Raw genomic sequence first — 24,596 nt, 5'->3', positions numbered from 1 at the left:
GGGTCGCGGGCGCCGCGGGCACCGTGGTCGGCTGCGCGGGGACGGACAGCTCGCCGGCCGCGGGCGCGCCGGCCGCCGGAGCCTGCTGCTGGGTCATCACGCCCAGGTTCTGCTGGGTGGTCGGGCGCGCGCTGTGCGAGGCGTGCCAGGCCATGAACAGGGTGATGCCGAAGAAGGCGATCGCCAGCCACTTGGTGCTCTTGGACAGGAAGTTGGAGGCGCCGCGTGCGCCGAACACCGTGCCGGAGGCACCGGCGCCGAAGCCGGACCCGGCCTGCGCGCCCGAACCGCGCTGCATCAGCACCAGCGCGATGATCGCGATGGCGATCAGCACGTAGACCACATTGAGGATCAGCATCATTTCGAATTCGTCCCGAAACAGGTTGGAAGGCCCGGCCACGGCCGGACCCGCGGGGGATCAGCCCCGCTCCGCCGCCGCTTTCGCGATGGCGAGAAAATCGCGCGCCACCAACGACGCACCACCCACCAGCCCTCCATCGACATCGGGCTGCGCGAACAGTTCCGCGGCGTTGTCGGGCTTGACGCTGCCGCCATACAGGATGGGCAGCGAATCGGCGATTCTAGCATCGCGTCCGGCCACTTCGCCACGGATGAATGCATGAACGGCCTGGGCCTGGGCCGGGCTGGCATTGCGGCCGGTACCGATGGCCCAGACCGGTTCATAGGCCACGATGGCCCGTTCGAACGCCTCCACCCCGGCGGCGTCCAGGACCGTCCGCAACTGCGCGCCAACCACGGCCTCGGTCTGCCCCGCGTCGCGCTGCGCCAGGCTTTCGCCCAGGCAAAGTACCGGCACCAGGCCGGCGTTGCGCGCGGCGATGAACTTGCGCGCGACCAGTTCGTTGTCCTCGTGGTGGTACTGGCGGCGTTCGGAATGGCCGACCAGGCCATGGGTGGCACCGACATCGACCAGCATCGAGGCGGAAACCTCGCCGGTATACGCGCCCTTCTCGTTGCTGCTCACGTCCTGCGAACCCAGCGCGAAGCCCTGCGGCGCGTAGTCCTCGACCAGCTCGCCCAGATACGGCAGCGGCGGGAGGATCAGCACGTCCACCCCGGCCAGCGGCAGGCCCATGGCAATCTCGTCCATCAGGGCATAGGCGAACTGGCGGTCGCCGTGGAGCTTCCAGTTTCCGGCCACGATCTTGCGGCGCATAAGACCAATTCCTGTCCAGTGGGCGCGCAAGGATAGCCGATGTGGGATTTCCGGCAAGCGCGGCCGCACGCATTACCATGCGGCGGAACCCGAGTCTTGGCATCGACAGGAGTCCTCGCATGTCCCCTACGCCTCCCGGCTACGCCCTGATCACCGGCGCCTCCAGCGGCATCGGCGCGGAAATCGCGCGTGAATATGCGCGCCGTGGCGTACCGCTGATCCTCACCGCGCGCCGGCGGGAGCGCCTGGAAGCATTGGCGGCGGAACTGCGCCCGCAGGTGCCGGTGGAAGTGATTGCCGCCGATCTCGCCGCCGCCGATGGCGTGGCCGGCCTGTGCGAGGCCATCCAGGCGCGCGGCCTGGCCGTGCGCGTGCTGGTCAACAACGCGGGCTTCGGCGTGCCCGGCCGCTACCAGAACCGCGAATGGCCGGACCATGCCGCGTTCCTGCAGGTGATGATCCATGCGGTGTGCGAACTGACCTGGCGGCTGCTGCCCTCGCTGCGTGTTTTCCCGGACGGTCGCATCCTCAACGTCGCCTCTTTCGCGGGGCTGATGCCGGGCTCCAACGGCCAGACCCTGTACGCCGCCGCCAAGGCCTTCCTGATCAAGTTCAGCGAGTCGCTGGCGCAGGAAAACGCGGATCGCGGCGTGAAGGTCTGCGCGCTCTGTCCCGGTTTCACCTGGTCGGAATTCCACGACGTCACCGGTACCCGCGTAATGATGGACAAGCTGCCGAAGAAGCTGTGGCTGCAGGCCGACGCGGTGGCGCGCGCCGGCATCGACGGACTGGAGCGCGGACGCGTGATCGTGGTGCCGGGCTGGCGCTACCGCCTGCTGCACGGAGTCACCCGGCACCTGTCGGATCACGCGCGGTTCCGGTTGATGAGCCGGAATTCCTCGCGGATCCGCAAGGCGGATTGAGCTTCGGGAAAATCTTGCGGCGGGCGGAAAATCCGTGGCCGGATAGAAAAAGCTCGCGGCCGGAGGCCGCTCCTACCATCTGTCGCATTCCGCGCGGCAGGAGCGCCGTCCCGGCGCGAGCTTCTTGCCTGAGGGCACCGGATGCCACAGGCGTGGCATCGACGCGTGCTTACTTGAGCTTGATCTCGCGCAGGCGCTCTTCGAGGTAGCCCTGCGCGGTGATCGCCTCGGGATAGCGCTTGGGATTGTCGGTGCTGATCGTCGAGGGCAACACGTCGATCAGGAAATCCGGATTCGGATGCAGGAAGAACGGCACCGAATAGCGCGGCTTGCGCGCCTCCTCGCCCGGCGGGTTCACCACCCGATGGGTGGTGGATGGATACACGTGGTTGGTCAGGCGCTGCAGCATGTCGCCGATGTTGACCACGATGGTGTCCGCGTCGGAGGTGAACGGCACCCACTCGCCCTGCTGGGACTTCACTTCCAGGCCGGCGGCGCTGGCGCCGACCAGCAGCGTGATCAGGTTGATGTCCTCGTGCGCGCCGGCCCGTACGTTGGGAATGTCGTCGGCGGTGATCGGCGGATAGTGGATCGGCCGCAGGATCGAATTGCCGGAGTTGGTCTTGTCGGCGAAATAGTCCTCCGCCAGCCCGATGTGCAGCGCCAGCGCCGACAGCACCCGCGCGCCCAGCTTGTCCAGCGCGTCGTAGAGGCCATAGCCGTGCTCGCGGAATCCGGGCACTTCGTCCGGCCACAGGTTCGGCGGCATCACCTCGCGATACTTCGAGTCATCGGGAATCTCGCGGCCGATGTGCCAGAACTCCTTCAGATCGAAATGCTTGGAGTCCTTCGCGGTCTCCACGCCGAACGGCGTGTAGCCACGCGCGCCGCCGCTGCCCGGCACGTGGTACTTGCGCTTGGTCTCTTCCGGCAGTGCGAAGAAGCGCTTGAACACGTCATAGGCGGCGTCGATGTCGGCCTGCGGGATGCCGTGGTTGCGGATGCCGGCAAATCCCCATTCGCGGTAGGCGGCGCCCAGTTCGGCGACGAAGGCCTCGCGGTCGGTGTCGAAACGGGTGATGTCCAGGGTGGGAATACGGGAACTCATTCACTTGCTCCAGGAAGGCGCGGCGGCGTCATTCCAGCCGACCGGCGCCAGGATTGCATTGATCGGCCTCAAGCGGCCGCGGCGCGCACGGCCTCGGCCAGCTTCTCCAGCGTGGCCTGCATCAGCGCGTCGTCGTCGGCCTCGACGGTCACCCGCACCACCGGCTCGGTGCCGGAGGGGCGCAGGAAGGCGCGGCCGCGGCCGGACACCGCCGCCTGCGCCTCGGCCAGCGCGGCCTGCACGCTCGCGGCCTCGGCCGGACGCCCGCCGTTGGCCAGCTTCACGTTGATGGTCTTCTGCGGCACCTTGGACAGGCCGGCCAGCGCCTGGCGCAGCGACTGCCCACCGCTCTTGAGCACTTCCAGCACCTGCAGCGCGCTGACGATGGCGTCGCCGGTGGTCGCGCGATCCAGGCACAGCAAGTGGCCCGAGGTTTCGCCGCCCAGCACGCCGCCCCCCTCGACCAGGCCCTGGTGGACATAGCGATCGCCGACCTTGACCCGCAGGAACGGCACCTGGCGCTCGGCCAGCGCGCGCTCCAAGCCGTAGTTGGTCATCAGCGTGCCGACCACCGCGCCCTTCAGCCGCCCGCTCCGCTGCCAGGCCGTGGCCAGGACGTACAGCAGATCATCGCCGTCGACCGGATTGCCCTGGTCGTCGGCCATCAGCACGCGATCGCCGTCGCCGTCGAAGGCGATGCCCAGATCCGCGCCGGTCTCGCGCACCTTGCGGGCGAGATTGTCGATATGCATCGAGCCGACGCCGTCGTTGATGTTCACGCCGTTCGGCTCGGCGCCGATGGCGACAACCTCCGCTCCCAGCTCGCCGAACAGCAGCGGCGCGATGTGATAGGTCGCGCCATGCGCGCAGTCCAGCACGATCTTCAGGCCCCGCAGATCGAAGCCGCGCGGCACGCTGGCCTTGCAGAACTCGATGTAGCGGCCGACCACGTCACGGCTGCGGATCGCCTTGCCCAGCTTTTCCGACTCGACGGTGACGAAATCGCCATCCAGCGCGGCCTCGATCGCCGCCTCGGTGGCGTCGTCCAGCTTCTCGCCTTCGGCCGAGAAGAACTTGATGCCGTTGTCGTAGTGCGGGTTGTGCGAAGCGCTGATGACGATGCCCGCGTCGGCGCCGAGGGTGCGCGACAGGAACGCCACCGCCGGGGTCGGCATCGGTCCCATCAGCTGCACGTCGGCGCCGGCGGCGACCAGCCCGGCTTCCAGCGCGGCTTCGAACATGTAGCCGGAAATGCGGGTGTCCTTACCGATCACCACGGTCGGGCGTCGCCCGGTGTTCTCGGACAGTACGCGACCCAGCGCGTTGCCCAGGCGCAGGACGAAATCGGCCGAGATCGGGCCCTGCCCGACCCGTCCGCGGATGCCGTCGGTACCAAAATACTTGCGACTCATCGGAGTGCCTCCTTGCTCAGGCGATGACTTCGGTTTCTTGCGGCCGCGGCTGGTTCAGCAGCAGCGCCAGCAGATCGCCCAGGCGATCGCGCATTTCCCGGCGATCGCAGATCTGGTCGATGGCGCCGTGCTCCAGCAGGAATTCGGCGCGCTGGAAACCTTCCGGCAGCGTTTCGCGCACGGTCTGCTCGATCACGCGCGGACCGGCGAAGCCGATCAACGCTTCCGGCTCGGCGATGTTGATGTCGCCCAGCATCGCGAACGAGGCCGAGGCGCCACCGAAGGTGGGATGGGTGCTGACCGAGATGTACGGGATGCCCTGCTCGCGCAGCCGCGCCAGCGCGGCCGAGGTCTTGGCCATCTGCATCAGCGAGAACAGGCTTTCCTGCATGCGCATGCCGCCGCTGGCGGCGAACGACACCAGCGGCACGCGGTCGGCCAGGGCGCGTTCGGCGGCACGGGCGAACTTCTCGCCGCTGACCGAACCCATCGAACCGCCCATGAAGGCGAAGTCCATGGCGCAGGCCACCAGCGGACGCTGCTTCAGGGTGCCTTTCATCGCCACCAGCGAGTCATGCTCGCCGGTCGCCTTCTGCGCCGCCTTGAAGCGGTCGGAATACTTCTTCTGGTCGCGGAACTTCAGCACGTCGACCGGCGCCAGCCCGGTGCTGATTTCCTCGATGCTGCCCGGGTCGAACAGCGCCTGCAGGCGCGCGCGGGCGCGGATGGACATGTGGAAGCCGCACTTGGGGCAGACCTCCAGGTTTTCTTCCAGTTCCGGGCGGTAGAGCACCGCGCCGCAGCGGTCGCACTTCTCCCACAGCCCTTCGGGCACACTGCGTTTGCTTTTGGCGCCACCGCCCTCGGTGCGGATGCCCGACGGCATCAGTTTGCTGAGCCAGCTCATGCGTTATCGACAATCCCGTTCAGGGGCCCATCCCGCGGATGGGCAGACGGGTCAGTTTAGCAGGCCGTCCAAGGCCGCCCCTCACCCCGGAGGGGTACGGGCTCAGGGCTGGTCCAGGGCGTGCCGGAGCGGCGCCAGGAAGGCGGCGGCGCGGGCCGGAGCGGTTTCGGCGGCATCGGTACGGGCCAGTTCGGTGACCAGCGCGCTGCCCACCACCACTCCGTCGGCGTCCACCGCCATGGCACGGGCGCTGGCGGCGTCCCGGATGCCGAAGCCGGCGGCGACCGGCGCCTTGGCCAGGGAACGGATGCGGCGCAGCCGGTCGCCCGCGGCGCGCGTATCCAGCCGCTCGGACGCCCCGGTGACGCCGGCGAAGCTGACGTAGTACAGGTAGCCCTGGGCTTCGTCGCAGAGCATGGCCATGCGCTCGTCGGAGGTTGTCGGCGAAGCGAGCATGATCAGGGCCAGACCGTGCCGGTTGAAGGCGGCGCGGGTTTCGTCGGCCTCTTCCGGCGGCAGGTCCACCAGCAGCACGCCGTCCACCCCGGCCTGCACGGCCGCTTCCGCGAACCGCGCCGTGCCGTGGATCTCGACCGGGTTCAGGTACCCCATCAGCACGATGGGAGTGGCCGTGTCCTGCTTGCGGAACGCCGCCACGGCATCGAGCACGTAGCGCAGGCCGGCGCCACGCGCGAGCGCGCGCTCGGAGCTGCGCTGGATGGTCGGGCCATCGGCCATGGGGTCGGAGAACGGGACGCCGAGTTCGATCACGTCGGCGCCCGCCTCCACCAGCGCGTGCATCACCGGCACGGTGTCCTCCAGCGAAGGATCCCCGGCGGTGATGAACGGAATGAGCGCCTTGCGGCCGGCGGCGCGCAATTCCGAAAAGCGCTGGTCGAATCGGCTCATTCCGGCTTGGTTTCCTGGTTGTCCGTCGAGCCGGCCTGTGCTTCGTTGAAGGCGGCGTATTCGGCGGCCAGTTCCGATTCGCCGACGTTCAGGCCGCGCTCGGCACCCAGCGCGTCCAGGTGCTCGTTGAGCATCCGCCGGTACATGTTGGTCATGTAGTCGAGGAAATCCTTGCGCGAAGCCGCGGCGTCACCTTCGAAGGACAGGTAGACGTGCGAGTTGAAACGCGCGGCGGCATACAGCGAGGCGACGCTGATGCGCTTGAGGCCCTGCTGCTTGGCCTGGCGGTTGGTCAGTTCCAGGTATTCGTTGACGCAGGTGAAGAAGGCCGGATCGAGCTGGTTCGGATTCTGGCTGGCCTGCGGATCGTTCTGCTGTTCGGTCATTGCACTGCCTTAGAAATGGAGGTTCTCGCGCGCGGCGATGGTATGCACATCCTTGTCGCCCCGTCCGGACAGGTTGCACAGGACCAGGGCGTCGCGCGGCAGATCCCGGGCGAGCTTGATGGCCTGGGCCACGGCGTGGCTGGACTCGAGCGCCGCAAGGATACCCTCGGTGCGGGCCAGTTGGTGGAAGGCGGCCAGCGCCTCTTCGTCGGTCACGCCGACATACTGCGCACGGCCGGTGTCGGCCAGGAAAGCGTGTTCCGGGCCGACGCCCGGGTAGTCGAGCCCGGCGGAAACCGAATGGGTCTCGATGATTTGGCCGTCGTCGTCGCACAGCACGTAGGTGCGGTTGCCGTGCAGCACGCCGGGCCGGCCAGCGGCAATCGAAGCGGCGTGACGGCCGCTGTCGATGCCGTCGCCGGCCGCCTCGGCACCGACGATCTTCACGTCCGCATCGTTGAGGAAGGCGTGGAACAGGCCGATGGCGTTGCTGCCGCCACCGACGCAGGCGGTGATCACGTCGGGCAGCCGGCCGTAGTCCTCCAGCATCTGCGCGCGTGCCTCGCGCCCGACCACGGCGTTGAAGTCGCGGACCATGCGCGGATACGGATCCGGGCCGGCCACGGTACCGATGATGTAGAAGGTGTCGTGCACGTTGGTCACCCAGTCGCGCATCGCTTCGTTCAAGGCATCCTTCAGGGTTGCCGAGCCGGACGTCACCGGCACCACGGTCGCGCCCAGCAGCTTCATCCGGTAGACGTTGATCTTCTGGCGTTCGATATCGGTGGCGCCCATGTAGACCACGCATTCCAGGCCCAGCCGGGCGGCCACGGTGGCACTGGCCACGCCGTGCTGGCCGGCGCCGGTCTCGGCGATGATGCGCGGCTTGCCCATCCGGCTGGCCAGCAGGGCCTGGCCGATGGTGTTGTTGATCTTGTGCGCGCCGGTGTGGTTCAGGTCCTCGCGCTTGAGCAGGATGCGCGCGCCGCCGACTTCGCGCGACAGCCGGGTGGCTTCATAGATCGGGCTGGGACGGCCGACGTAGTGCTTCAGGTCGTGATCGAAGGCGGCCAGGAACGCCGGATCCTGGCGGGCCTGGTCGTACGCCGCCGCCAGTTCCTGCAACGGGCCGATCAGGGTCTCGGCGACGAAGCGGCCGCCGAACCGGCCGAAATGGCCGCGGGCGTCGGGGAAGGCGTGGAAGTCGGCGGGGCGGGATTCGGACATGGACAGCGGCGGCGCGAATGGGCGGATGCCGAGCATAACGCACACATCCCCCAGCAAGAATCGATGATTTCTGCATGATTCGTGAGATAAACTCACATGTCATGACCGCCCGCCTGCCTTCGCTCAACGCCCTGCGCGCCTTCGAGGCCGCGGCCCGGCTGGGCGGCGTCAGCCAGGCCGCGCGGGAACTGCATGTCACCCATGGCGCTGTCAGCCGCCAGATCCGGTTGCTGGAAGCGGAGCTGGGACTGGTGCTGTTCTCCCGCGAAGGACGTGGGCTGCGGCTCACCCCGGCGGGCCGGCAGTTGCAGGAAGCCGCCGCGGCCGCCTTCGCCCGGTTGCAGGACGCCACCGCCCGGCTGCGCCGCGATACGCCGTCGGCGCTCGTGCTGGGCTGTCCTGGCAGCCTGCTAGCGCGCTGGATGATTCCGCGCATGGAACGGCTCGGCCGGGACCTGCCCGGCCTGACCCTGCACCTGGCCGCGCAGGAAGACGGCTTCGACACGGAACTGACCGGACTGGACGCCGCCCTGCTGCTGGCCGAGCCGCCATGGCCGTCCGGCTGGCAGGTCCGCGAGCTGGCGCCGGAGCGGATCGGCCCGGTGGTGAGCCCGCGTCATCCCGCCAGTCACGATCCCCGCCGCCTGCTGGAAGAGCCGCTGCTGCACACCACATCGCGCCCGCAGGCCTGGCCGGTCTGGGCCGCCCAGCACGGCATCGATCCCGACCGCCTGCGTTACGGCAGCGGATTCGAGCACCTCTACTACCTGCTGGAAGCCGCGCTTGCCGGGATGGGCGTGGCGATCGCCCCCGAGCCGCTGGTGGCCGCGGATCTGGCGGCCGGCCGCCTGCTCGCTCCCTGGGGATTCAGCGCGACCGGCGGTGCCTGGATTCTCGCCACCCGGCGTGGCCCGTTGGATCCGCGGGTGGAGCGGCTGGGCGACTGGCTCGAACGGGAACTCGGCGCCGACGCAATGGCTCCGGTCCCGAACTAGATCGGCTGCGCGCGCTGATCGGCGTAGCGGACCGCATCGACGAACTGGCGCATCTTCTCCGCATCCTTCACCCCGGGCGCGGATTCGATGCCGCTGGATACATCCACCCCCCAAGGGTGCGCGGTGCGGACCGCGACGGCCACGTTGTCCACGGACAGGCCGCCGGCCAGCAGATACGGCCGTTCGGTCGCCTGCGGCATTTGCTTCCAGTCGAAACGCTTGCCGCTGCCGCCCTGCTCGCCCGCGGCGTGGCCGTCGAACAGGAAGCCATGCGCGGAGGGATAACGCGCGATCGCGGTGAAGGCGCTCTCGCTGGCGCCGCCCATCGCGATGGCTTTCAGGAACGGCACGGCGAAGCCGGCGCAGAACGCATCCTCTTCGCCACCATGGAACTGCAGCAGATCCGGACGCACGTGCTCAATCACGCCTTCCACGTCATCGGCGCTGTTGTCCATCATCAACGCCACCACCGCGATTTCCTCGGGCACCAGTTCGCGCAGCATGCGCCCCTGCCCGATCAGCAATCGGCGCGGGCTGCGCGGCGCGAACACCAGGCCGACGTAGTCCACGCCCAGTTCCACCGCGGCGCGCACGTCCTCGGCTCGGGTCAGTCCACAGAATTTGATGCGGGTGGGCATGGGGAATCGGGAATCGGGAATCGGGAATCGGGAATCGGGAATCGGGAATCGGGAATCGGGAATCGGGAATCGGGAATCGGGAATCGGGAATCGGGAATCGGGAATCGGGAATCGGGAATCGGGAATCGGGAATCGGGAATCGGGAATCGGGAATCGGGAATCGGGAATCGGGAATCGGGAATCGGGAATCGGGAATCGGGAATCGGGAATCGGGAATCGGGAATCGGGAATCGGGAATCGGGAATCGGGAATCGGGAATCGGGAATCGGGAATCGGGAATCGGGAATCGGGAATCGGGAATCGGGAATCGGGAATCGGGAATCGGGAATCGGGAATCGGGAATCGGGAATCGGGAATCGGGAATCGGGAATCGGGAATCGGGAATCGGGAATCGGGAATCGGGAATCGGGAATCGGGAATCGGGAATCGGGAATCGGGAATCGGGAATCGGGAATCGGGAATCGGGAATCGGGAATCGGGAATCGGGAATCGGGAATCGGGAATCGGGAATCGGGAATCGGGAATCGGGAATCGGGAATCGGGAATCGGGAATCGGGAATCGGGAATCGGGAATCGGGAATCGGGAATCGGGAATCGGGAATCGGGAATCGGGAATCGGGAATCGGGAATCGGGAATCGGGAATCGGGAATCGGGAATCGGGAATCGGGAATCGGGAATCGGGAATCGGGAAGAGCATCCGCGCCACCCTACCCTCCACGCAAGCGCCGGCGCGTGACGGCCAGGTGCGTGGGCCGCGGGTCAATCCGGCAGGGTCACTTCGGGCGGCAATCGCCAATGCGACGGATACAGCGGACTGACGAACACCAGACCGTCGGGCGGCGCGGTCGGCCCGGCCACGGTGCGGTCGCGACCGGCGAGCAGCTCCGCGATCCAGCTTTCCGGTTTCTCGCCGCGCCCGACCACCAGCAGCGAACCGACGATGTTGCGCACCATGTGGTGCAGGAACGCGTTGGCCTGCACGTCGACCCGGACCTGTTCGCCTTCGCGCCGCACCGAAATCGCCTGCAGGTCGCGGAATGCGTGCGGCGACTGGCAATGCACGGTCCGGAACGCGTTGAAATCGTTCTCGCCGAGCAGCGCCTGCGCGGCGCGGTGCATCGCGTCCGCATCCAGCGGCATCCGCTCCCAGCTCAGCATGTGCCGTTCCAGCGCGGGGCGGACCATGCGGTTGACCAGGCGATAACGGTAGCGGCGCGCCCGCGCGGAAAAGCGCGCATTGAAGTCGTCCGGCATCGGCTGGCACCAGCGCACGCACACCGCGGGCGGAAGATTGGCGGTGGCACCCAGCACCCAGCTGCGGGGATCGCGCGGCGCATCGCTGTCGAAGTGGACGACCTGGCACTGCGCATGCACGCCCGCGTCGGTACGCCCCGCGCAGATCGTGTCGACCTGCGCGTTGGCCACCCGCGAGAGTGCGTTTTCCAGCACCGACTGCACGCTGGTCTCGTCCGGCGTACCGGACTTGCTCAGGCGCTGCCAGCCCTGGAAACCGCTGCCGTCGTATTCGACGCCCAGCGCGTACCGCATCAGCGACTCCTTGCCCGTGCCCGCATCAACCCAGATCGCGCAGCAGTTGCAGGGCTTCCTGACGCGCCGTTTCGTCGTTGCCTGCGGCCACTTCGTTCAGCAGATCGCGCGCGGTGACGGTGTCGCCCAGATCCAGGTACGCGACTGCCAGTTCCAGTCGTTCGCGGCCGGCCGGAGCCGGATTCAACGGCGCCACGCGGGCGACCGGATCCGCCGCCGGTTCGCCGCCGGAGTGCCAGGTCGGCGAATTCGGTTTGACCGGCGCGGCCGGCGTGACCGGGATCGCCGGTGCCACGGCCGGTGCGGGTTCGCGCGGCGCCTCGGGTGCCGGTGCTTCTTCCGCCTGCTCCGGGACCGCCGGCGCTGCCGTCGCCACCGGTGCTTCGAACAACGGTTTGCGCGAGGCGGGCTTCGGCGGCGAGGTGCGCTGGCGACGGCTGCTGATCAACCAGGCCAACGCGCCGACGACCAGCAGCGCCCAGCCAATCCACGCCCACAGAGGTGTTCCCTGCGATGCGCCCTGCGACGGGTCGTTGGACTGCGCCAGCCGTTGCTGGGCGGCGGCCAGATCGCTGTCCTTCATCGCGATCAGCTTGTCCTGCTGCTGCTTGAGCTTTTCCAGCTCGGCGACCTGCGCGCGCAGTTCCTGCACTTCGGATTCGCGGGCGGCCAGATCTTCCTTGCTCTGTTGCAGTTGTTCGTTCGCCAGCATGTCGCCCTCGCCACCGGCTTCAACGCCGGATTGTGTTCCCGCCCGTGCCGCCGCGCCCGCCAGCGGCGGCGCGATTTCCAGGCGGGCTTCCGCCGTGCGCGACGGCGCTTCGGCCGCCGGTGATGCCGTGTTCGCCGCGATCGCCGCCGGTTGCGGAATCGGCCGGCGCGCCTGCCGCCATTCGTCGATCTGGTTGCGCACCAGCGCCGCGGCCTCGATCTGCCCCAGCCTGGCGACTTCCTCCGAGGCCGGAATGCGCAACACCGCGCCCTGTTTCAGACGGTTGATGTTGCCGCCGATGAACGCCTCGGGATTCGCCCGCAGCAGGGCGATCATGGTCTGGTCCAGGCTGCTTCCGCCGCCGATGTCGCGCGCGATCGCCGACAGGGTCTGGCCGCGTGCGACGGTCAGTTGATCGCCCGCCTGTGCGGCCGGTGCCGGTGCCGGCGGCACCGCCGTGGTTGCCCCGGCGGGAGCCGCGGTAGTCGGTGCCGGCGCCGGCGGCGCGTCGGCGGGCGGTGCGGGCTCGACCGCCGCGACCGGCGGTTCGGCCGGACGCACGATGGCATCCTCCGGCGCGGCCTGCGGGGCATCGATGACCGGCTGGGCGGCGGCCGCGACCGCGCCCGGCGAGTCGACCATCGCCGAGTACTCGCGCACCAGCCGGCCCTGGCCCCAGTCCACTTCGACCAGGAAGTTGAGCACCGGCACGGTGACCGGCTCCTGCGTGGTGACCCGGATCACCGGGCGACCGGCCTCGTCCAGCGCCACCGCGAAATCGAGATTGCCGACCAGGCCGGTCGGCCTGGGCAGGCCGACCCGCTCGAAGGTGGTCGGGGAAGCGAGCTGGGCGCGCAATTGCTCCAGCTCGCCGGGTTCGGTGGAAATGATCGGGATCTCGGCCAGCAACGGCTGTCCGGGCGCTGATTTCACCCGGATCTCGCCCAGCCCCAGCGCCAGTGCCGAGCTGCTGATCAACAGCAGCGCCAGCGCGGCCAGGCCACGCCATCGGTATCCCGCCCTCGGCATCAAGCCGTCCCCTTTGCCACGATGGCGCCGACTATAACGGTTCAACCGTTTTTCGCCACCAGTTCCGCCAGCTGCACGGCGTTCAGGGCCGCGCCCTTGCGGATGTTGTCCGCGACGATCCACAGGTTCAGGCCGCGCGGATGCGACAGGTCCTCGCGGATGCGGCCGACATAGACCGGATCGGTGCCGGAGGCGTGCGTGACCGGGGTCGGATAGCCGCCGGGCGAGCGGTCGTCCACCACTTCCACGCCCGGGGCGTTCTCCAGCAGCGCACGGGCTTCCGCGGCGCTCAGCTTGACCCTGGTCTCGACGTTGACCGCCTCGGAGTGGCCGTAGAACACCGGCACCCGCACCGCGGTCGGATTCACCTGGATGCTGTCGTCGCCGAGGATCTTGCGGGTCTCCCAGACGAGCTTCATTTCCTCCTTGGTGAAGCCGTTGTCGAGGAATTCGTCGATGTGCGGAATCAGGTTGAAGGCGATCTGGACCGGGAAGCGCTGCGGATCCGGATCCTGGAAGTTCAGCAGCGCGCCGGTCTGGCGGCCCAGTTCCTCCAGCGCCGAACGGCCACCGCCGGACACCGATTGATAGGTCGCCACGTTGATGCGCTCGATGCCGGCCTTGCGGTGGATCGGCGCCAGCGCGACCAGCATCTGCATGGTCGAGCAGTTGGGATTGGCGATGATGCCGCGCGGACGGTTCTGCACCTGTTCCGGGTTGACCTCGCTGACCACCAGCGGCACGTCGTCGTCGTAGCGGAAGGCCGAGGAGTTGTCGATCACCACCGCGCCCGCGGCGGCGAACTTCGGCGCGTATTCCTTGGACACGCCGCCACCGGCGGAGAACAGGGCGATGTCGATGCCGGCCGGATCGAACGTGGCCAGATCCTGGATGGTGATCTTCTGGCCGTTGAACTCGACCTCGCCGCCGGCCGAACGCTCGGAGGCCAGCGCCACCAGCTTGCCGACGGGGAAATCGCGCTCGGCGAGGATGGACAGCATGGTTTCGCCGACGGCACCGGTGGCGCCCACGACGGCGACGTTGAAACTGCGGTTCTGATTGCTCATGGAATGGGATTCGCGAAAGTGATGAAGATAGGGATGCGGAAGACAGCGGACAGCAATGGGGGGCTGTGTTCGGGGAACCTCCGGGAAGGCCAGAGGCTCCCTATCGTTTAATCGCGGTGGTTTTGCGGTTGCCGCCGGCGATTGCCAGCACGCCCGGATTGACCGGGGTGGCGGGACGACCGGCGTCCGGGCCTTCGCCCAGCGCGGCGATGAGATTGTCCACCGCCAGGCCGACCATCGCACGCCGCGTCGCCAGGCTCGCGCTGGCGATGTGGGGCGTCAGCACCACGTTGCGCAGCGCGAGCAGTTCCGGGCGAACCTCCGGCTCGCCCTCGTAGACATCCAGCCCGGCCGCGGCCAGGCGGCCCTGCGACAACGCCTGCGCCAGCGCCAACTCGTCGACCAGGCCACCACGGGCGATGTTCACCAGCGTCGCGGTCGGCTTCATCTTCGCCAGCGCGGCCGCGTCGATCAGATGGTGGACGGCCGGCGAATACGGCAGCACCAGCACGAGATGATCGGAGCCGGTCAGCAGTGTGTCGAAATCGACGTACTCGGCGCGGCACTCGCGCTCGATCGCGGCATCGACGCGATGGCGGTTGTGGTAGTGCACGCGCATGCCGAAACCCGCCGCGCGGCGGGCGATGCCCTGCCCGATCCGGCCCATGCCGAGGATGCCCAGCGTACTGCCGTGCAGATCCACGCCGAGCATGCTGCTGAACGACCATTGCCGCCATTGGCCCTCGCGCAGCCAGCGCTCGGCCTCGGTGATGCGGCGGGCGGTGGCCATCAGCAGGGCGAAACCGAAATCGGCGGTGGTCTCGGTCAATACGTCCGGTGTGTTGGTCGCCACGATGCCGGCCGCTTCCAGCGCGGGAATGTCGAGATTGTTGTAGCCGACGCCAACGTTGGCGACGGCCTTCAGCCGCGGCGCCTCCGCGATCTCGGCCGCGCCGATGCGTTCGTTGAGCGTGACCACGGCGCCGTCCGCCTCGCGCAGGTGCGCGGCGATCTGCGCGGCCGTGTACGCCTGAACCTCGGTGGTCCCGTGCACGTCGAAGTACTCGCCCAGCCGTCCGATGACGTCATCGAACAGCGGCTGCGAGACCCAGACGCGGCGGCGGGATTCAGCCATCTGCTTGTCCCGGTACCCGGGGCGGCACGTCGCCAACGTCGCCGCACTGGGCGCGGTGGCGCAAGGCGTGGTCCATCAGCACCAGCGCCATCATCGCCTCGGCGATCGGCGTGGCGCGGATGCCCACGCAGGGATCGTGGCGACCGGTGGTGATCACGTCCACCGGCTGGCCGTCCACATTCACCGTGCGGCCGGGCAGGCGCAGGCTGGAGGTGGGCTTGAGCACGATCGAGGCGGTGACCTGCTGGCCGGTCGAGATGCCGCCGAGGATGCCGCCGGCGTGGTTGGAGAGGAAGCCTTGCGGAGTCATCTCATCGCGGTGCTCGGTGCCCTTCTGGGTGACCGCCGCGAAGCCGTCGCCGATTTCCACGCCCTTGACCGCGTTGATGCTCATCAGCGCGGCGGCCAGATCCCCGTCGAGCTTGCCGTAGATGGGTTCGCCCCAGCCCGGCGGCACGCCGTCGGCGACCACATTCACGCGCGCACCGATCGAATCGCCGGACTTGCGCAGCGCGTCCATGTAGCTTTCCAGTTCGGGCACCTGCGCCGCATGCGGCCAGAAGAACGGGTTGTCCTCGACCACGCTCCAGTCGAAGCCTTCCGGCGTGATCGGTCCCAGTTGCGACAGATAGCCGCGCACCGTCACGCCATGGCGCTGCGCCAGCCACTTCTTGGCGATGACACCGGCAGCGACGCGCATGGTCGTTTCGCGCGCCGAGGAACGCCCGCCGCCGCGCGGATCCCGGATGCCGTACTTCTGCCAATAGGCATAGTCGGCATGGCCGGGACGGAACTGGCTGGCGATGTTGGCGTAGTCCTTGCTGCGCTGATCGGTATTGCGGATGAGCAGCGCGATCGGCGTGCCGGTGGTCAGGCCCTCGTAGACGCCGCTGAGGATTTCCACGTCGTCGGCCTCGCGCCGCGCCGAGGTGTGCCGGCTCTTGCCGGTCGCACGGCGCTCCAGGTCATGGCGGAATTCCTCCGGCGCGATCGCCAGCCCCGGCGGACAGCCGTCGAGCACGCAGCCGATCGCCGGTCCGTGCGATTCGCCGAACGTGGTGACGGTGAGGAGTTTTCCGAAACTGTTGCTACTCAAGGCGATGTCTCATGTAGAGCGGAGCTCGCTCCGCTGTTCCGGCAAACCGGACGTGCTCGCCGAGCAGGCCCGGCGTTACCTTCGGGATGGCGCGCGGCCATCGGAAAGGGTTTTCATTTTCGCGCGTCCGCCAGCGCACGGATGTGCTTGTTGTGCCGGATCAGTTCCGCGCATTCCACCGCGAAGATACCCATCTGCCCGACCTTGAATTCGATCCAGGCGAATTCGACGTCCGGCAGCAGCTTCACAAGCGCGTGCTCTGATTCGCCGACCTCGCAGATCAGCAGGCCTTCCTGGCTCAGGTGCAGTGGTGCGTCGCGCAGGATCTTCAACACCAGATCCAGGCCGTCGTCGCCGGCGCGCAGGCCGAGTTCCGGCTCGAAGGAATATTCCTTCGGCAGCGCGTCGGTCTCGTCGTTGGTGACATAGGGTGGATTGGTGACGATCAGGTCGTAGTGGCGACCACCGAGGCCGGCGAACAGATCCGACTTCACCAGTTGCACGTTGTCCGCATGCAGGCGCGCCTTGTTCTCGGCGGCCAGCGCCAGCGCGTCGTCGCTGATGTCGACGCCATCGACCTGCCAGTCGGGGTTGTAGTGGCCCATGGCGATGGCGATGCAGCCGGAACCGGTGCACAGGTCCAGCGCATGGTTGACCTCGCGTCCGCCCAGCCAGGGCTCGAAACCGGATTCGATCAATTCGGCGATCGGCGAGCGCGGCACCAGCGCGCGCGCGTCGCTCTTGAAGCTCAGGCCGGCGAACCAAGCCTCGCCGGTCAGGTAGGCCACCGGCACGCGTTCCTCCACGCGGCGCCTGAACAGCGCCAGGATTTCCGCCTTCTCGGCACTGGTGACCCGCGCCTGGCCATAGGCCGGGCCCAGATCCGGCGGCAGATGCAGCGTGTGCAGCACCAGGTGGGTCGCCTCATCGAGGGCGTTGTCGTAGCTGTGGCCGAAGGTCAGGCCGGCCTCGTTGAAACGGCTGGCGCCGTAACGGATCAGGTCGATGAGGGTGTGCAGTTCTGCGGCTGCGTCGGCAGTCATGGCGTTAAGGCGGGGAAATGGCCGGTGGGGTCCGGTTCCCGATTATAGGCGCTGCGCCGGTATCATGTCGGGTCCGCCGGCAAGCCCCGAAACCGCGGCCACGCCGGCCCTTCCGCGAGACCCGCCATGTTCAACAAGAAGTTCGGGATCATCCTGCTGCTGGCGCTGGCCGCCGGCCTGGGCCTGCTGGCCGCGCAGAAGTTCTTCGGTCCCGCCCGCCCCGCCCAGGCATGGCCGGCCACGCAGGCGGTGACGATGTTCCCGCAGGCGCGCCCGCTGCCCGAATTCTCGCTGCGCCAGTCCGATGGTACGCAATTGGCCTCCGGCGAACTGAAGGGCCATTGGACCCTGGTGTTCCTCGGCTTCACGTTCTGCCCCGACGTCTGCCCGACCACCCTGGCCGAATTGGCCCAGTCGCAGAACCAGTGGCGTGCCCTGCCCGATTCCACGCGCCCGCGGGTGCTGTTCGTGTCGGTGGATCCGGAGCGCGACACGCCCAACAAGGTCGGCGAGTACGCGCACGCCTTCCATCCGGACACGCTGGCGGCGACCGCCGACGCGCCGACCCTGGAGAACTTCGCCAAGTCGCTGGGCTTCGTCTTCATGAAGGTGCCGGGCAAGGGCTTCGAGCAGAATCCCAACGACTATTCGATGGATCATTCCTCGGCCATCGCGGTGCTGGATCCGCAGGGTCGCCTGGCCGGCCTGATCCGCCCGCCTTTCCGGCCGGACGCAATCGCCACCGACATGAAGGCGCTGACCGAGGCCGCCGCGCGATGAGTCCGGTCACCGCGCTCACCTACGTCCTGCCGCATCGCCTGCTGTCTTCGCTGGCGCGCAAGCTGGCCTACTCCACTTCGCCGGCCATCAAGCAATGGCTGATCGACGCGGTGGTGCGCCGCTTCGGCGTGGATCTGTCCGAAGCCGCCGAACCCGACGCGCGTGCCTATCCAAGCTTCAACGCCTTCTTCACCCGCGCCCTAAAGCCGGGCGCGCGCGTCGCAGCCCCGGATCCACGCGCATTGCTGATGCCGGCCGATGGCCACATCAGCCAGTGCGGGCCGATCCAGGATGGCCGCATCTTCCAGGCCAAGGGCCAGTCGTTCACCGCCTCGGAGCTGCTGGGCGACGCCACCGACGCCGAACCGTTCCGCGCCGGCCTGTACGCCACCGTGTACCTGTCGCCACGCGACTACCACCGGGTGCACATGCCCTGGCGCGGCACGTTGCGCGAAACCGTGCACGTGCCCGGCCGCCTTTTCAGCGTCGGTACCGACGCGGTCGCCAGCGTACCGGGCCTGTTCGCACGCAACGAGCGCCTGGTCTGCCACTTCGATACCGACTTCGGCCCGATGGTCTCGGTGATGGTCGGCGCGCTGCTGGTGTCGGGCGTGGAGACGGTCTGGAGCGGCGTGGAGATTCCCGCCTACGGGGATCGCGTCACCCGCAAGGACTATCGCGGCCAGGGCATCACCCTGGACCGCTTCGAGGAGATGGCCCGGTTCAACTACGGCTCGACCGTGATCGTCCTGCTGCCACCCGGCGTGGCGGAACTGTCACCGGAACTGCATGCCGAATCGCCGGTGCGATTGGGGCAGGCGCTGGCAAGACGGAGCTGATTTCCCCGCGCCTGGACGAGGCAATCAACCGGGGTGACGGGTGCCGCGCGCTGCCCGTTAGCCGCTCGGGAATGTGGGTCCGAGTGCGCGGATATGCCGGGAAATCCTGTTCTCGCTTTCGGCCAACGCACGATCCTGGGAGGCTTCGGCATGACGCCTCACGCGCAGCAGGGCAGCTTCCGCAGCTGACCACTCCCCCGCCAGCATGGATGCCAGCGCCGCATGACGATGGCGTAGATGCGGCACGAGCCAATCAACGCCCTTTCCGAATACCAGGTTTCCGAGCGGAGCGGCCCGCTGTTCATGCATGGCCCGGGAGAACGCCAGTTCCAGTCTGAGCAGTACGAGTAGCGGCTTGTTTTCCCGTTGCTCCTTTCCTGGCATGCCGGACAGAATCTGCTCCAGCTGGTCGTCCAGTGCTTCTACTGCCTTCCAGTTCCCCAGATTCTGGGACACCTTCATGCGTATCCACAAGGCGATGAGCGACGCCGTGCTTCCTTGCGCGTCCAGATCGTCGACCAGTTGCTCCGGCAACCGATCGGAAGTTGTCCCGAATACGGAAAGCGACATCAGCCTCAAATGGGCCAGCAACGAAGATTGTTCATCGGGGGAACGGCGTCCCCATAGATAGAGCAGCAGGCCGTCGCTTGCCCACCCCCGCGCCATCGGCATGAGATTGGTGATGCCCACCACGCCGTTGATCAAGGCGAAGGCATGGACCAATCCTTCCCGCTCCACTTCTACGCATCGGGTCAACAAGACAGCCAGGATCGCGGCGGCGAGATTTGCCAACGGCCCGCCCACGATCATGCACAGCATGGCTGGACGAATCGCCGCCGCGGGATCGGGATAGGCCTGGACATATCCGTGCAGGCCACCGGGCGGCCTGGCGATTCGCCAGCGGAACCCACGCCGCAGGAAGATGACGTCCAGAATGCCCGCCTGCATGCGCATGACGCGCATGCCCTTCAGATGCGCGGCCAGCGCATGTCCCGACTCGTGAATCAGGACCGCCAGGAACCAGCAAGTGACGACGGTACAGAGCGCAAGGCCTACTTCGGGCAGGAACCAGTTCCGGGTGGCGCTCTCCGCAATCGCCATGGCGCCGAGGAAGCCTGCGAGCGACAAGCACCATGCCAGGACGGTCCCGCCACGCAGCAACCACGCCGCAGCCGCAGGAATTTCCTGGCTTCTTTCCCCCGTATCCCCCGTATCCCCCTTCCCCATCCCATTCCCCGGTTCAGTTGCGTGACGTGTCGGTAACAGGCATCACGGACGCGCCAATCAGCCACTGCGCCGCCCAATAGCCCAGCAGCACCCATACGCTCGCCAGGGGAATCGCCATCGCGAAGCGGTCGATCGCCAGCAAGGCGTCGGAGAGCACGAAGCAGGCGCCGCCCGCCGTGGCCAGGAGCGCGGCCCCGTCCGGACGCTGCCGCCAGATGCATGCCGCCTGCGCCGCCATGCCCGCCAGCGCCACCACATAGACGACCACGGGAATCTTCAGTTCCACCGGCAGATGCGGCCACAGGTACGCCAGGACGGTCGCGGCGATCACGCCATACGCGAGCACGGGCCAAATAGGACGGAGCCACTCGCCGCGCAACCGGAACGCCCGCAGGTAGCACAGGTGCGCCAGCAGGAAACTGCCCAGTCCGAAGGCAAACCAATCTCCCGGCAGCATCAGGAACACATCGCCCAGCAGCGACAGCAGCAGTCCCGCCAGCACCGCGCGCCGATAACCGTGTTCGTTCGCGGCGGTCCGCCACACCATGGCCGCGACCAGCAGCGTGGTCAGTGGCTTGAACAGGTAGTGCAGGACGCGCAGGCCATCCGACTCGGCGCCGACGATGGCAAACGCCGCGCTGACGGCAATGGCGGACAACCAGATTGCATTCCTTTGCATCGTTCCCCGCCCCCCGGTACTTCAGATCATTTCCTGCAACTTTCCAGCTGGATCGACTGGCCTGGCCGCACGTTGTAGGCAGGCCCCTTCAGGCCATTGGCGCGCGCCAGCTTCTTCAGATCGCACTGGTAACGCTGCGAGATCCGGCCCAGCGTATCGCCCTTGGCGATCCGGTACTCGCGCGCCTGCTTCGCCTTGGGTTCGGCGGGCTTGGGTTCGCCTGAAGCGACCGTGGTCGGCACGCCGGCCACCGGGGTCACGTCGCCGACCGCGACCGTACCGGTCAGGGCGGTGCGCTTGATGGCGGCGTTGACGTCGGCGCGCACCAGCGTGCGGGCCAGGTCGGCGCGCGGGCCGCTGACACAATGGCGGTTGTACAGGCTGACGATGCGGGTGTTGGCCTTGAGCATCGTCCCGGCCGGAATCCATGCCTCGGCCTCGTAGCGCGGATTGAGGTTGCGCAGCGCGCGCATGAAGCCCTCGCGGGTGCCGCCGTTGCCCAGGCAGATGGTCAGTTCGTAGATCGAGCTGTCGCGCGCCAGCTTCAGCGACGCCGGGTGCACATCGACCTTGGGGAACTCCAGTCCGTACTGCTTGGGATGCAGGAACAGCCACGCCGCCGCGATCACCATCGGCACGTAGTCGCGGGTCTCGCCAGGGAACTGGCTGTAGACCACCTCATCCCAGAAGCTGCGGCCCGGGTACTGCCGGTAGACGCGCCCGGCACGGCCCTCGCCGCCGTTGTAGGCGGCCAGCGCGAACTCGATGTTGTTGTTGAGTTCGCGCATGCGCTCGTTCATGTAGGCGGCGCTGGCCTCGCCGGCGAACGCCGGGTCGTAGCGGGTGTCGAAGCCGGTCCCGTCCGGGCCCAGGCCGAAGCGCTTGCCGGTCGCGTACATGAACTGCAACGGGCCGGCCGCGCCGGCGCGCGAGGTCGCGTGCACGCGGCCGTTGGATTCCTTGGCCATGATGCCGAACAGCAGCGCCTCCGGCAGCTTGCTGCGTTCCCAGTCCGGGTACATCTCCGCGCGCATGTTCTGGTAGTTCTCGTAGCTGGTGATCAGCGCGCTGCGCATGTCGGTCAGCCAGCGGCGGATGCCCGCCTGCACCGCCGGGTTGTACTCGACCATCTTGTCGAAGGCGTGGCGCTGGTCGTTCAGCAGCGACGCGGCGCGCTGGGCTTCCGGGATGGCCTGTGCCACCGCGGAATGATCGCTGCCATCGTCGAGCGGATCGACGGTGGTTTCCTCTTCCTCCGCGCCACCGCCGTCGGACGCCTCCTTGAGCAGGCGCTTGTAGGTGGTCAGCAGGGTGTGGGTCTGGCAGCCGCGCTGCTTGATGCAGGCATCCAGCACGTCCTCCATGTCCTCCAGCGCGGCATCGGTTTCGGCGGTGCCCTTGGGGTCGTTGTTGGTCACCAGCACCAACCCGTCGCGGTAGCGCTTCTCGGCCGCGGCCATGCGCGCGTTCAGCACTTCGATGGCGGCCTTGTCCTTGGCCGAGACCCGCTGGGCATGCGCGGCCGGGGCCAGCGCCAGGAGGGGCAGGAAAACGGCCAGCAGGGGCCAGGGACGCAGCAAGGACTTCGGCAGGGACATCAGCACGCGCAATCGAAAACGGTCGCGGCAGGGTAGCGGCGCCCGGATCCGGGGGCAAGCCGAATACGTCACGACATTACGCCCGCAGACATGCCGGATCGCTAGAATCACCCGACCAGACCGCGAGGCACTCATGGATCCGATCCTGTTGGGCAAAGGCACCACCGACGACATCCCCGTCACCCTGCAGCCGAAGTTCGGCAACCGCCACGGCCTGGTGGCCGGGGCCACCGGCACCGGCAAGACCGTCACCCTGATGACCCTGGCCGAAGGTTTCTCGCGGCTGGGCGTGCCGGTGTTCCTGGCCGACGTGAAGGGCGATGTCGCCGGGCTCGCGGTGGCCGGCGACGGCAACGAGAAGGTGCTCCAGCGCGCCCGCGACATCGGCATCGCCGACTACGCCCCCGGCGCAAGCCCGGTGGTGTTCTGGGATCTGTACGGAAAGCTCGGCCATCCGGTGCGCACCACGGTCAGCGAAATGGGTCCCACCCTGCTCTCGCGCATCCTGGAGCTCAACGACACCCAATCCGGCGTGCTGGACATCGTGTTCAAGCTGGCCGACGACCGCGGCCTGCTGCTGCTGGACCTGGAAGACCTGCGTGCCCTGCTCGGCCTGGTCGCCGACGAGCGCAAGGACATCTCCACCAGCTATGGTTTGGTCAGCACGCAGTCGGTCGGCGCCATCCAGCGCGCCCTGCTGCGGCTGGAGCAGGAAGGCGGTGAGATGTTCTTCGGCGAGCCGGCGCTGGAACTGGCGGACCTGATGCGTACCCAGACCGATGGCCGCGGCGTGGTCAACATCCTGGCCGCGGATCAGCTGATCCTCAAGCCGCGCCTGTATTCCAGCTTCCTGCTGTGGCTGTTGTCGGAACTGTTCGAAACCCTGCCCGAAGTCGGTGATCTGGACAAACCCAAGCTGGTGTTCGTGTTCGACGAGGCGCACCTGCTGTTCGACGACGCCCCGCCCGCGCTGAAGCAGCGCATCGAGCAGGTCGTGCGCCTGATCCGCTCCAAGGGCGTCGGCGTGTATTTCTGCTCGCAGTTCCCCGACGACGTGCCGGACAACATCCTCGGCCAACTCGGCAACCGCGTGCAGCACGCGCTGCGCGCGTTCACCCCGCGCGACCAGAAGGCGGTCAAGACCGCGGCGCAGACCTTCGTGCCCAATCCCAAGCTGGACGTGGCCGAGGCGATATCGCGCCTGGGGACCGGCGAAGCGCTGGTCTCGACCCTGCAGGACAAGGGTGTGCCCTCGCCCGTGCAGCAGACCCTGATCTCGCCCCCGCGCTGCCGGATGGGCGCCATCAACGAAAGCGAGCGGGCGCAGGTACGCGCCGGCAGCCCGGTCGGCGCCAAGTACGACAATCGCATCGATCGCGAATCGGCGGCGGAGTTGTTGGCCAACCGCGCCGACGCGGCCATGCAGACCGCGAATGCACCGGCCGCCAAAGCCGAGAAGGACGACCCTGATGCCGGTGGCTTCGGCCAGGCGGTCAAGGACGCGGTGTTCGGCACCAAGCGTCGCCAGGGGATGATCGAGACCATGGCCAAGCAGACCACCCGCACCATCGGGACCAAGCTGGGCAACCAGATCGTGCGCGGCATCCTGGGCAGCATCTTCGGCGGCCGTCGCTGATCACGACACCGCGACGACATGTCCTTGGCCATGCAGGCGAGGCGGGCCGACGCCACCGAGATCGACGCGCTGGCGCGCCTGTGGCATGACGGCTGGCAGGACGCGCACGCCGCGATCCTGCCGCTGGAGCTGGCCCGCCATCGCACCCTTGCGAGCTTCGCCCGGCGCCTCGCGGACGGATTGCCGGCGGTGCGCACGCTCGGCGCCATCGGCCAGCCGCTGGGCTTCGCCATGATCCAGGGCGATGAGATGTACCAGTTGTACGTGGGCGCCGCCGCGCGCGGCACGGGCGCCGCGGCCATGTTGCTGGCGGACGCGGAAATCCGCCTCGCCGATACCGGGGTCACGCGGGCATGGCTGGCCTGCGCCATCGGCAACGAGCGCGCGGCGCGCTTCTACGCCCGCCAGGGCTGGGCGCGGATGGGCAACATGATCAACCGCCTGGACACGCCGGACGGCGTCTTCGATCTGGAAGTGTGGCGCTACGAGAAGAACGTGGCCCGCGCTTGATTCCGCCGTCCCCG

Annotated in this window: 25 protein-coding genes; 6 read left to right on the top strand and 19 right to left on the bottom strand. The window is 67.9% G+C overall.

All coding sequences use genetic code 11. The features are described from left to right. Positions 1-361: preprotein translocase subunit SecG (gene secG / locus IQ458_RS01525; RefSeq protein WP_203321688.1), on the bottom strand; the 361-nt coding region annotated here is incomplete at its 3' end. A gap of 57 nt (positions 362-418) precedes the next feature. Next, positions 419-1,177 (bottom strand): triose-phosphate isomerase, encoded by a 759-nt coding sequence (gene tpiA / locus IQ458_RS01520; RefSeq protein WP_203321687.1) that lies wholly within the window; start codon positions 1,175-1,177, stop codon positions 419-421. A 119-nt stretch (positions 1,178-1,296) separates the two neighbouring features. Here tpiA and IQ458_RS01515 point away from each other — a divergent pair, with 119 nt between their 5' ends. Beyond that, positions 1,297-2,100: an SDR family NAD(P)-dependent oxidoreductase gene (locus IQ458_RS01515; protein ID WP_203321686.1), complete on the top strand. Its 804-nt coding sequence runs from the start codon at positions 1,297-1,299 to the stop codon at positions 2,098-2,100. A 169-nt stretch (positions 2,101-2,269) separates the two neighbouring features. Here IQ458_RS01515 and IQ458_RS01510 read toward each other — a convergent pair whose 3' ends face one another. The 6 genes from IQ458_RS01510 to trpB all read right to left on the bottom strand — a co-directional run bounded on the left by IQ458_RS01510 (position 2,270) and on the right by trpB (position 8,049). Further along, complete coding sequence (locus IQ458_RS01510; RefSeq protein ID WP_183642371.1) at positions 2,270-3,208, bottom strand: isopenicillin N synthase family dioxygenase; 939 nt, start codon at positions 3,206-3,208, stop codon at positions 2,270-2,272. A gap of 68 nt (positions 3,209-3,276) precedes the next feature. After that, entirely contained in the window at positions 3,277-4,620 is a 1,344-nt protein-coding gene (glmM, locus tag IQ458_RS01505) for a phosphoglucosamine mutase (protein WP_203321685.1), read from the bottom strand. A 16-nt stretch (positions 4,621-4,636) separates the two neighbouring features. Then, positions 4,637-5,527: an acetyl-CoA carboxylase, carboxyltransferase subunit beta gene (gene accD, locus IQ458_RS01500; RefSeq protein ID WP_141453307.1), complete on the bottom strand. Its 891-nt coding sequence runs from the start codon at positions 5,525-5,527 to the stop codon at positions 4,637-4,639. Positions 5,528-5,629: 102 nt separating this feature from the next. Then, the gene (gene trpA / locus IQ458_RS01495; protein ID WP_203321684.1) at positions 5,630-6,436 is read right to left on the bottom strand and encodes a tryptophan synthase subunit alpha; all 807 of its coding nucleotides are present in this window, start codon (positions 6,434-6,436) and stop codon (positions 5,630-5,632) included. After that, positions 6,433-6,822 (bottom strand): DUF3144 domain-containing protein, encoded by a 390-nt coding sequence (locus IQ458_RS01490; RefSeq protein WP_183642379.1) that lies wholly within the window; start codon positions 6,820-6,822, stop codon positions 6,433-6,435. Before IQ458_RS01490 ends, trpA begins: the two co-directional genes overlap by 4 nt. 9 nt (positions 6,823-6,831) lie before the next feature. After that, a complete protein-coding gene (gene trpB / locus IQ458_RS01485; protein ID WP_192197617.1) occupies positions 6,832-8,049 on the bottom strand; it encodes a tryptophan synthase subunit beta in 1,218 nt (405 codons plus the stop codon). Positions 8,050-8,150: 101 nt separating this feature from the next. Between trpB and IQ458_RS01480 the strand changes: the two genes are divergently transcribed. Then, complete coding sequence (locus IQ458_RS01480) at positions 8,151-9,044, top strand: LysR family transcriptional regulator (protein ID WP_203321683.1); 894 nt, start codon at positions 8,151-8,153, stop codon at positions 9,042-9,044. On the opposite strand, the gene IQ458_RS01475 is transcribed toward IQ458_RS01480, so the two are convergent. The 8 genes from IQ458_RS01475 to prmB all read right to left on the bottom strand — a co-directional run bounded on the left by IQ458_RS01475 (position 9,041) and on the right by prmB (position 17,313). Continuing rightward, on the bottom strand, positions 9,041-9,682 hold the full coding sequence (locus IQ458_RS01475; protein WP_203321696.1) for a phosphoribosylanthranilate isomerase: 642 nt from the start codon (positions 9,680-9,682) through the stop codon (positions 9,041-9,043). The two genes, IQ458_RS01480 and IQ458_RS01475, sit on opposite strands and share 4 nt — an antisense overlap. Next, a complete protein-coding gene (locus IQ458_RS19510) occupies positions 9,652-10,380 on the bottom strand; it encodes a hypothetical protein (RefSeq protein WP_235996578.1) in 729 nt (242 codons plus the stop codon). The genes IQ458_RS01475 and IQ458_RS19510 overlap by 31 nt, the downstream gene beginning before the upstream one ends. A 62-nt stretch (positions 10,381-10,442) precedes the next feature. Further along, the gene (gene truA, locus IQ458_RS01450; RefSeq protein ID WP_203321682.1) at positions 10,443-11,231 is read right to left on the bottom strand and encodes a tRNA pseudouridine(38-40) synthase TruA; all 789 of its coding nucleotides are present in this window, start codon (positions 11,229-11,231) and stop codon (positions 10,443-10,445) included. A 25-nt stretch (positions 11,232-11,256) separates the two neighbouring features. Continuing rightward, on the bottom strand, positions 11,257-12,972 hold the full coding sequence (locus tag IQ458_RS01445) for a type IV pilus assembly protein FimV (protein WP_203321681.1): 1,716 nt from the start codon (positions 12,970-12,972) through the stop codon (positions 11,257-11,259). A 41-nt stretch (positions 12,973-13,013) separates the two neighbouring features. After that, a complete protein-coding gene (locus tag IQ458_RS01440) occupies positions 13,014-14,039 on the bottom strand; it encodes an aspartate-semialdehyde dehydrogenase (protein ID WP_203321680.1) in 1,026 nt (341 codons plus the stop codon). 100 nt (positions 14,040-14,139) lie between these two features. Continuing rightward, positions 14,140-15,174 (bottom strand): 2-hydroxyacid dehydrogenase, encoded by a 1,035-nt coding sequence (locus tag IQ458_RS01435; protein WP_203321679.1) that lies wholly within the window; start codon positions 15,172-15,174, stop codon positions 14,140-14,142. Further along, positions 15,167-16,270: a chorismate synthase gene (gene aroC, locus IQ458_RS01430; RefSeq protein ID WP_203321678.1), complete on the bottom strand. Its 1,104-nt coding sequence runs from the start codon at positions 16,268-16,270 to the stop codon at positions 15,167-15,169. Before aroC ends, IQ458_RS01435 begins: the two co-directional genes overlap by 8 nt. 113 nt (positions 16,271-16,383) lie before the next feature. Then, positions 16,384-17,313 carry a 50S ribosomal protein L3 N(5)-glutamine methyltransferase gene (prmB, locus tag IQ458_RS01425; protein ID WP_203321677.1) on the bottom strand — a complete coding sequence of 310 codons (930 nt, stop codon included), beginning with the start codon at positions 17,311-17,313 and terminating at the stop codon, positions 16,384-16,386. A gap of 126 nt (positions 17,314-17,439) precedes the next feature. On the opposite strand from prmB, the gene IQ458_RS01420 reads away from it, so the two are divergent. Then, complete coding sequence (locus tag IQ458_RS01420; RefSeq protein WP_183642411.1) at positions 17,440-18,093, top strand: SCO family protein; 654 nt, start codon at positions 17,440-17,442, stop codon at positions 18,091-18,093. Next, positions 18,090-18,932, top strand: a complete 843-nt coding sequence (gene asd / locus IQ458_RS01415; protein WP_203321676.1) for an archaetidylserine decarboxylase — start codon at positions 18,090-18,092, stop codon at positions 18,930-18,932. The genes IQ458_RS01420 and asd overlap by 4 nt, the downstream gene beginning before the upstream one ends. Before the next feature lie 57 nt (positions 18,933-18,989). Here the strand turns inward: asd and IQ458_RS01410 are convergent, their stop codons facing one another. The 3 genes from IQ458_RS01410 to IQ458_RS01400 form a co-directional block, all read right to left on the bottom strand. Next, complete coding sequence (locus IQ458_RS01410; RefSeq protein ID WP_203321675.1) at positions 18,990-20,060, bottom strand: M50 family metallopeptidase; 1,071 nt, start codon at positions 20,058-20,060, stop codon at positions 18,990-18,992. A 112-nt stretch (positions 20,061-20,172) separates the two neighbouring features. Beyond that, entirely contained in the window at positions 20,173-20,817 is a 645-nt protein-coding gene (locus tag IQ458_RS01405) for a lysoplasmalogenase (protein WP_235996560.1), read from the bottom strand. Between the two features lie 47 nt (positions 20,818-20,864). Further along, complete coding sequence (locus IQ458_RS01400; RefSeq protein WP_203321695.1) at positions 20,865-22,436, bottom strand: lytic transglycosylase; 1,572 nt, start codon at positions 22,434-22,436, stop codon at positions 20,865-20,867. A gap of 133 nt (positions 22,437-22,569) precedes the next feature. Between IQ458_RS01400 and IQ458_RS01395 the strand changes: the two genes are divergently transcribed. Further along, positions 22,570-24,072, top strand: coding sequence for a helicase HerA-like domain-containing protein (locus tag IQ458_RS01395; protein WP_203321673.1), 1,503 nt, complete (start codon positions 22,570-22,572; stop codon positions 24,070-24,072). A gap of 18 nt (positions 24,073-24,090) precedes the next feature. Then, on the top strand, positions 24,091-24,582 hold the full coding sequence (locus IQ458_RS01390) for a GNAT family N-acetyltransferase (RefSeq protein ID WP_203321672.1): 492 nt from the start codon (positions 24,091-24,093) through the stop codon (positions 24,580-24,582). Positions 24,583-24,596 lie beyond the last annotated feature (14 nt).

This window comes from Pseudoxanthomonas beigongshangi (assembly GCF_016820515.1).
GTDB classification, from domain to species: Bacteria; Pseudomonadota; Gammaproteobacteria; order Xanthomonadales; family Xanthomonadaceae; genus Pseudoxanthomonas_A; species Pseudoxanthomonas_A beigongshangi.
Note: the sequence above shows the minus strand (reverse complement) of the source record. Positions and strands in the feature narration are given on the sequence as shown.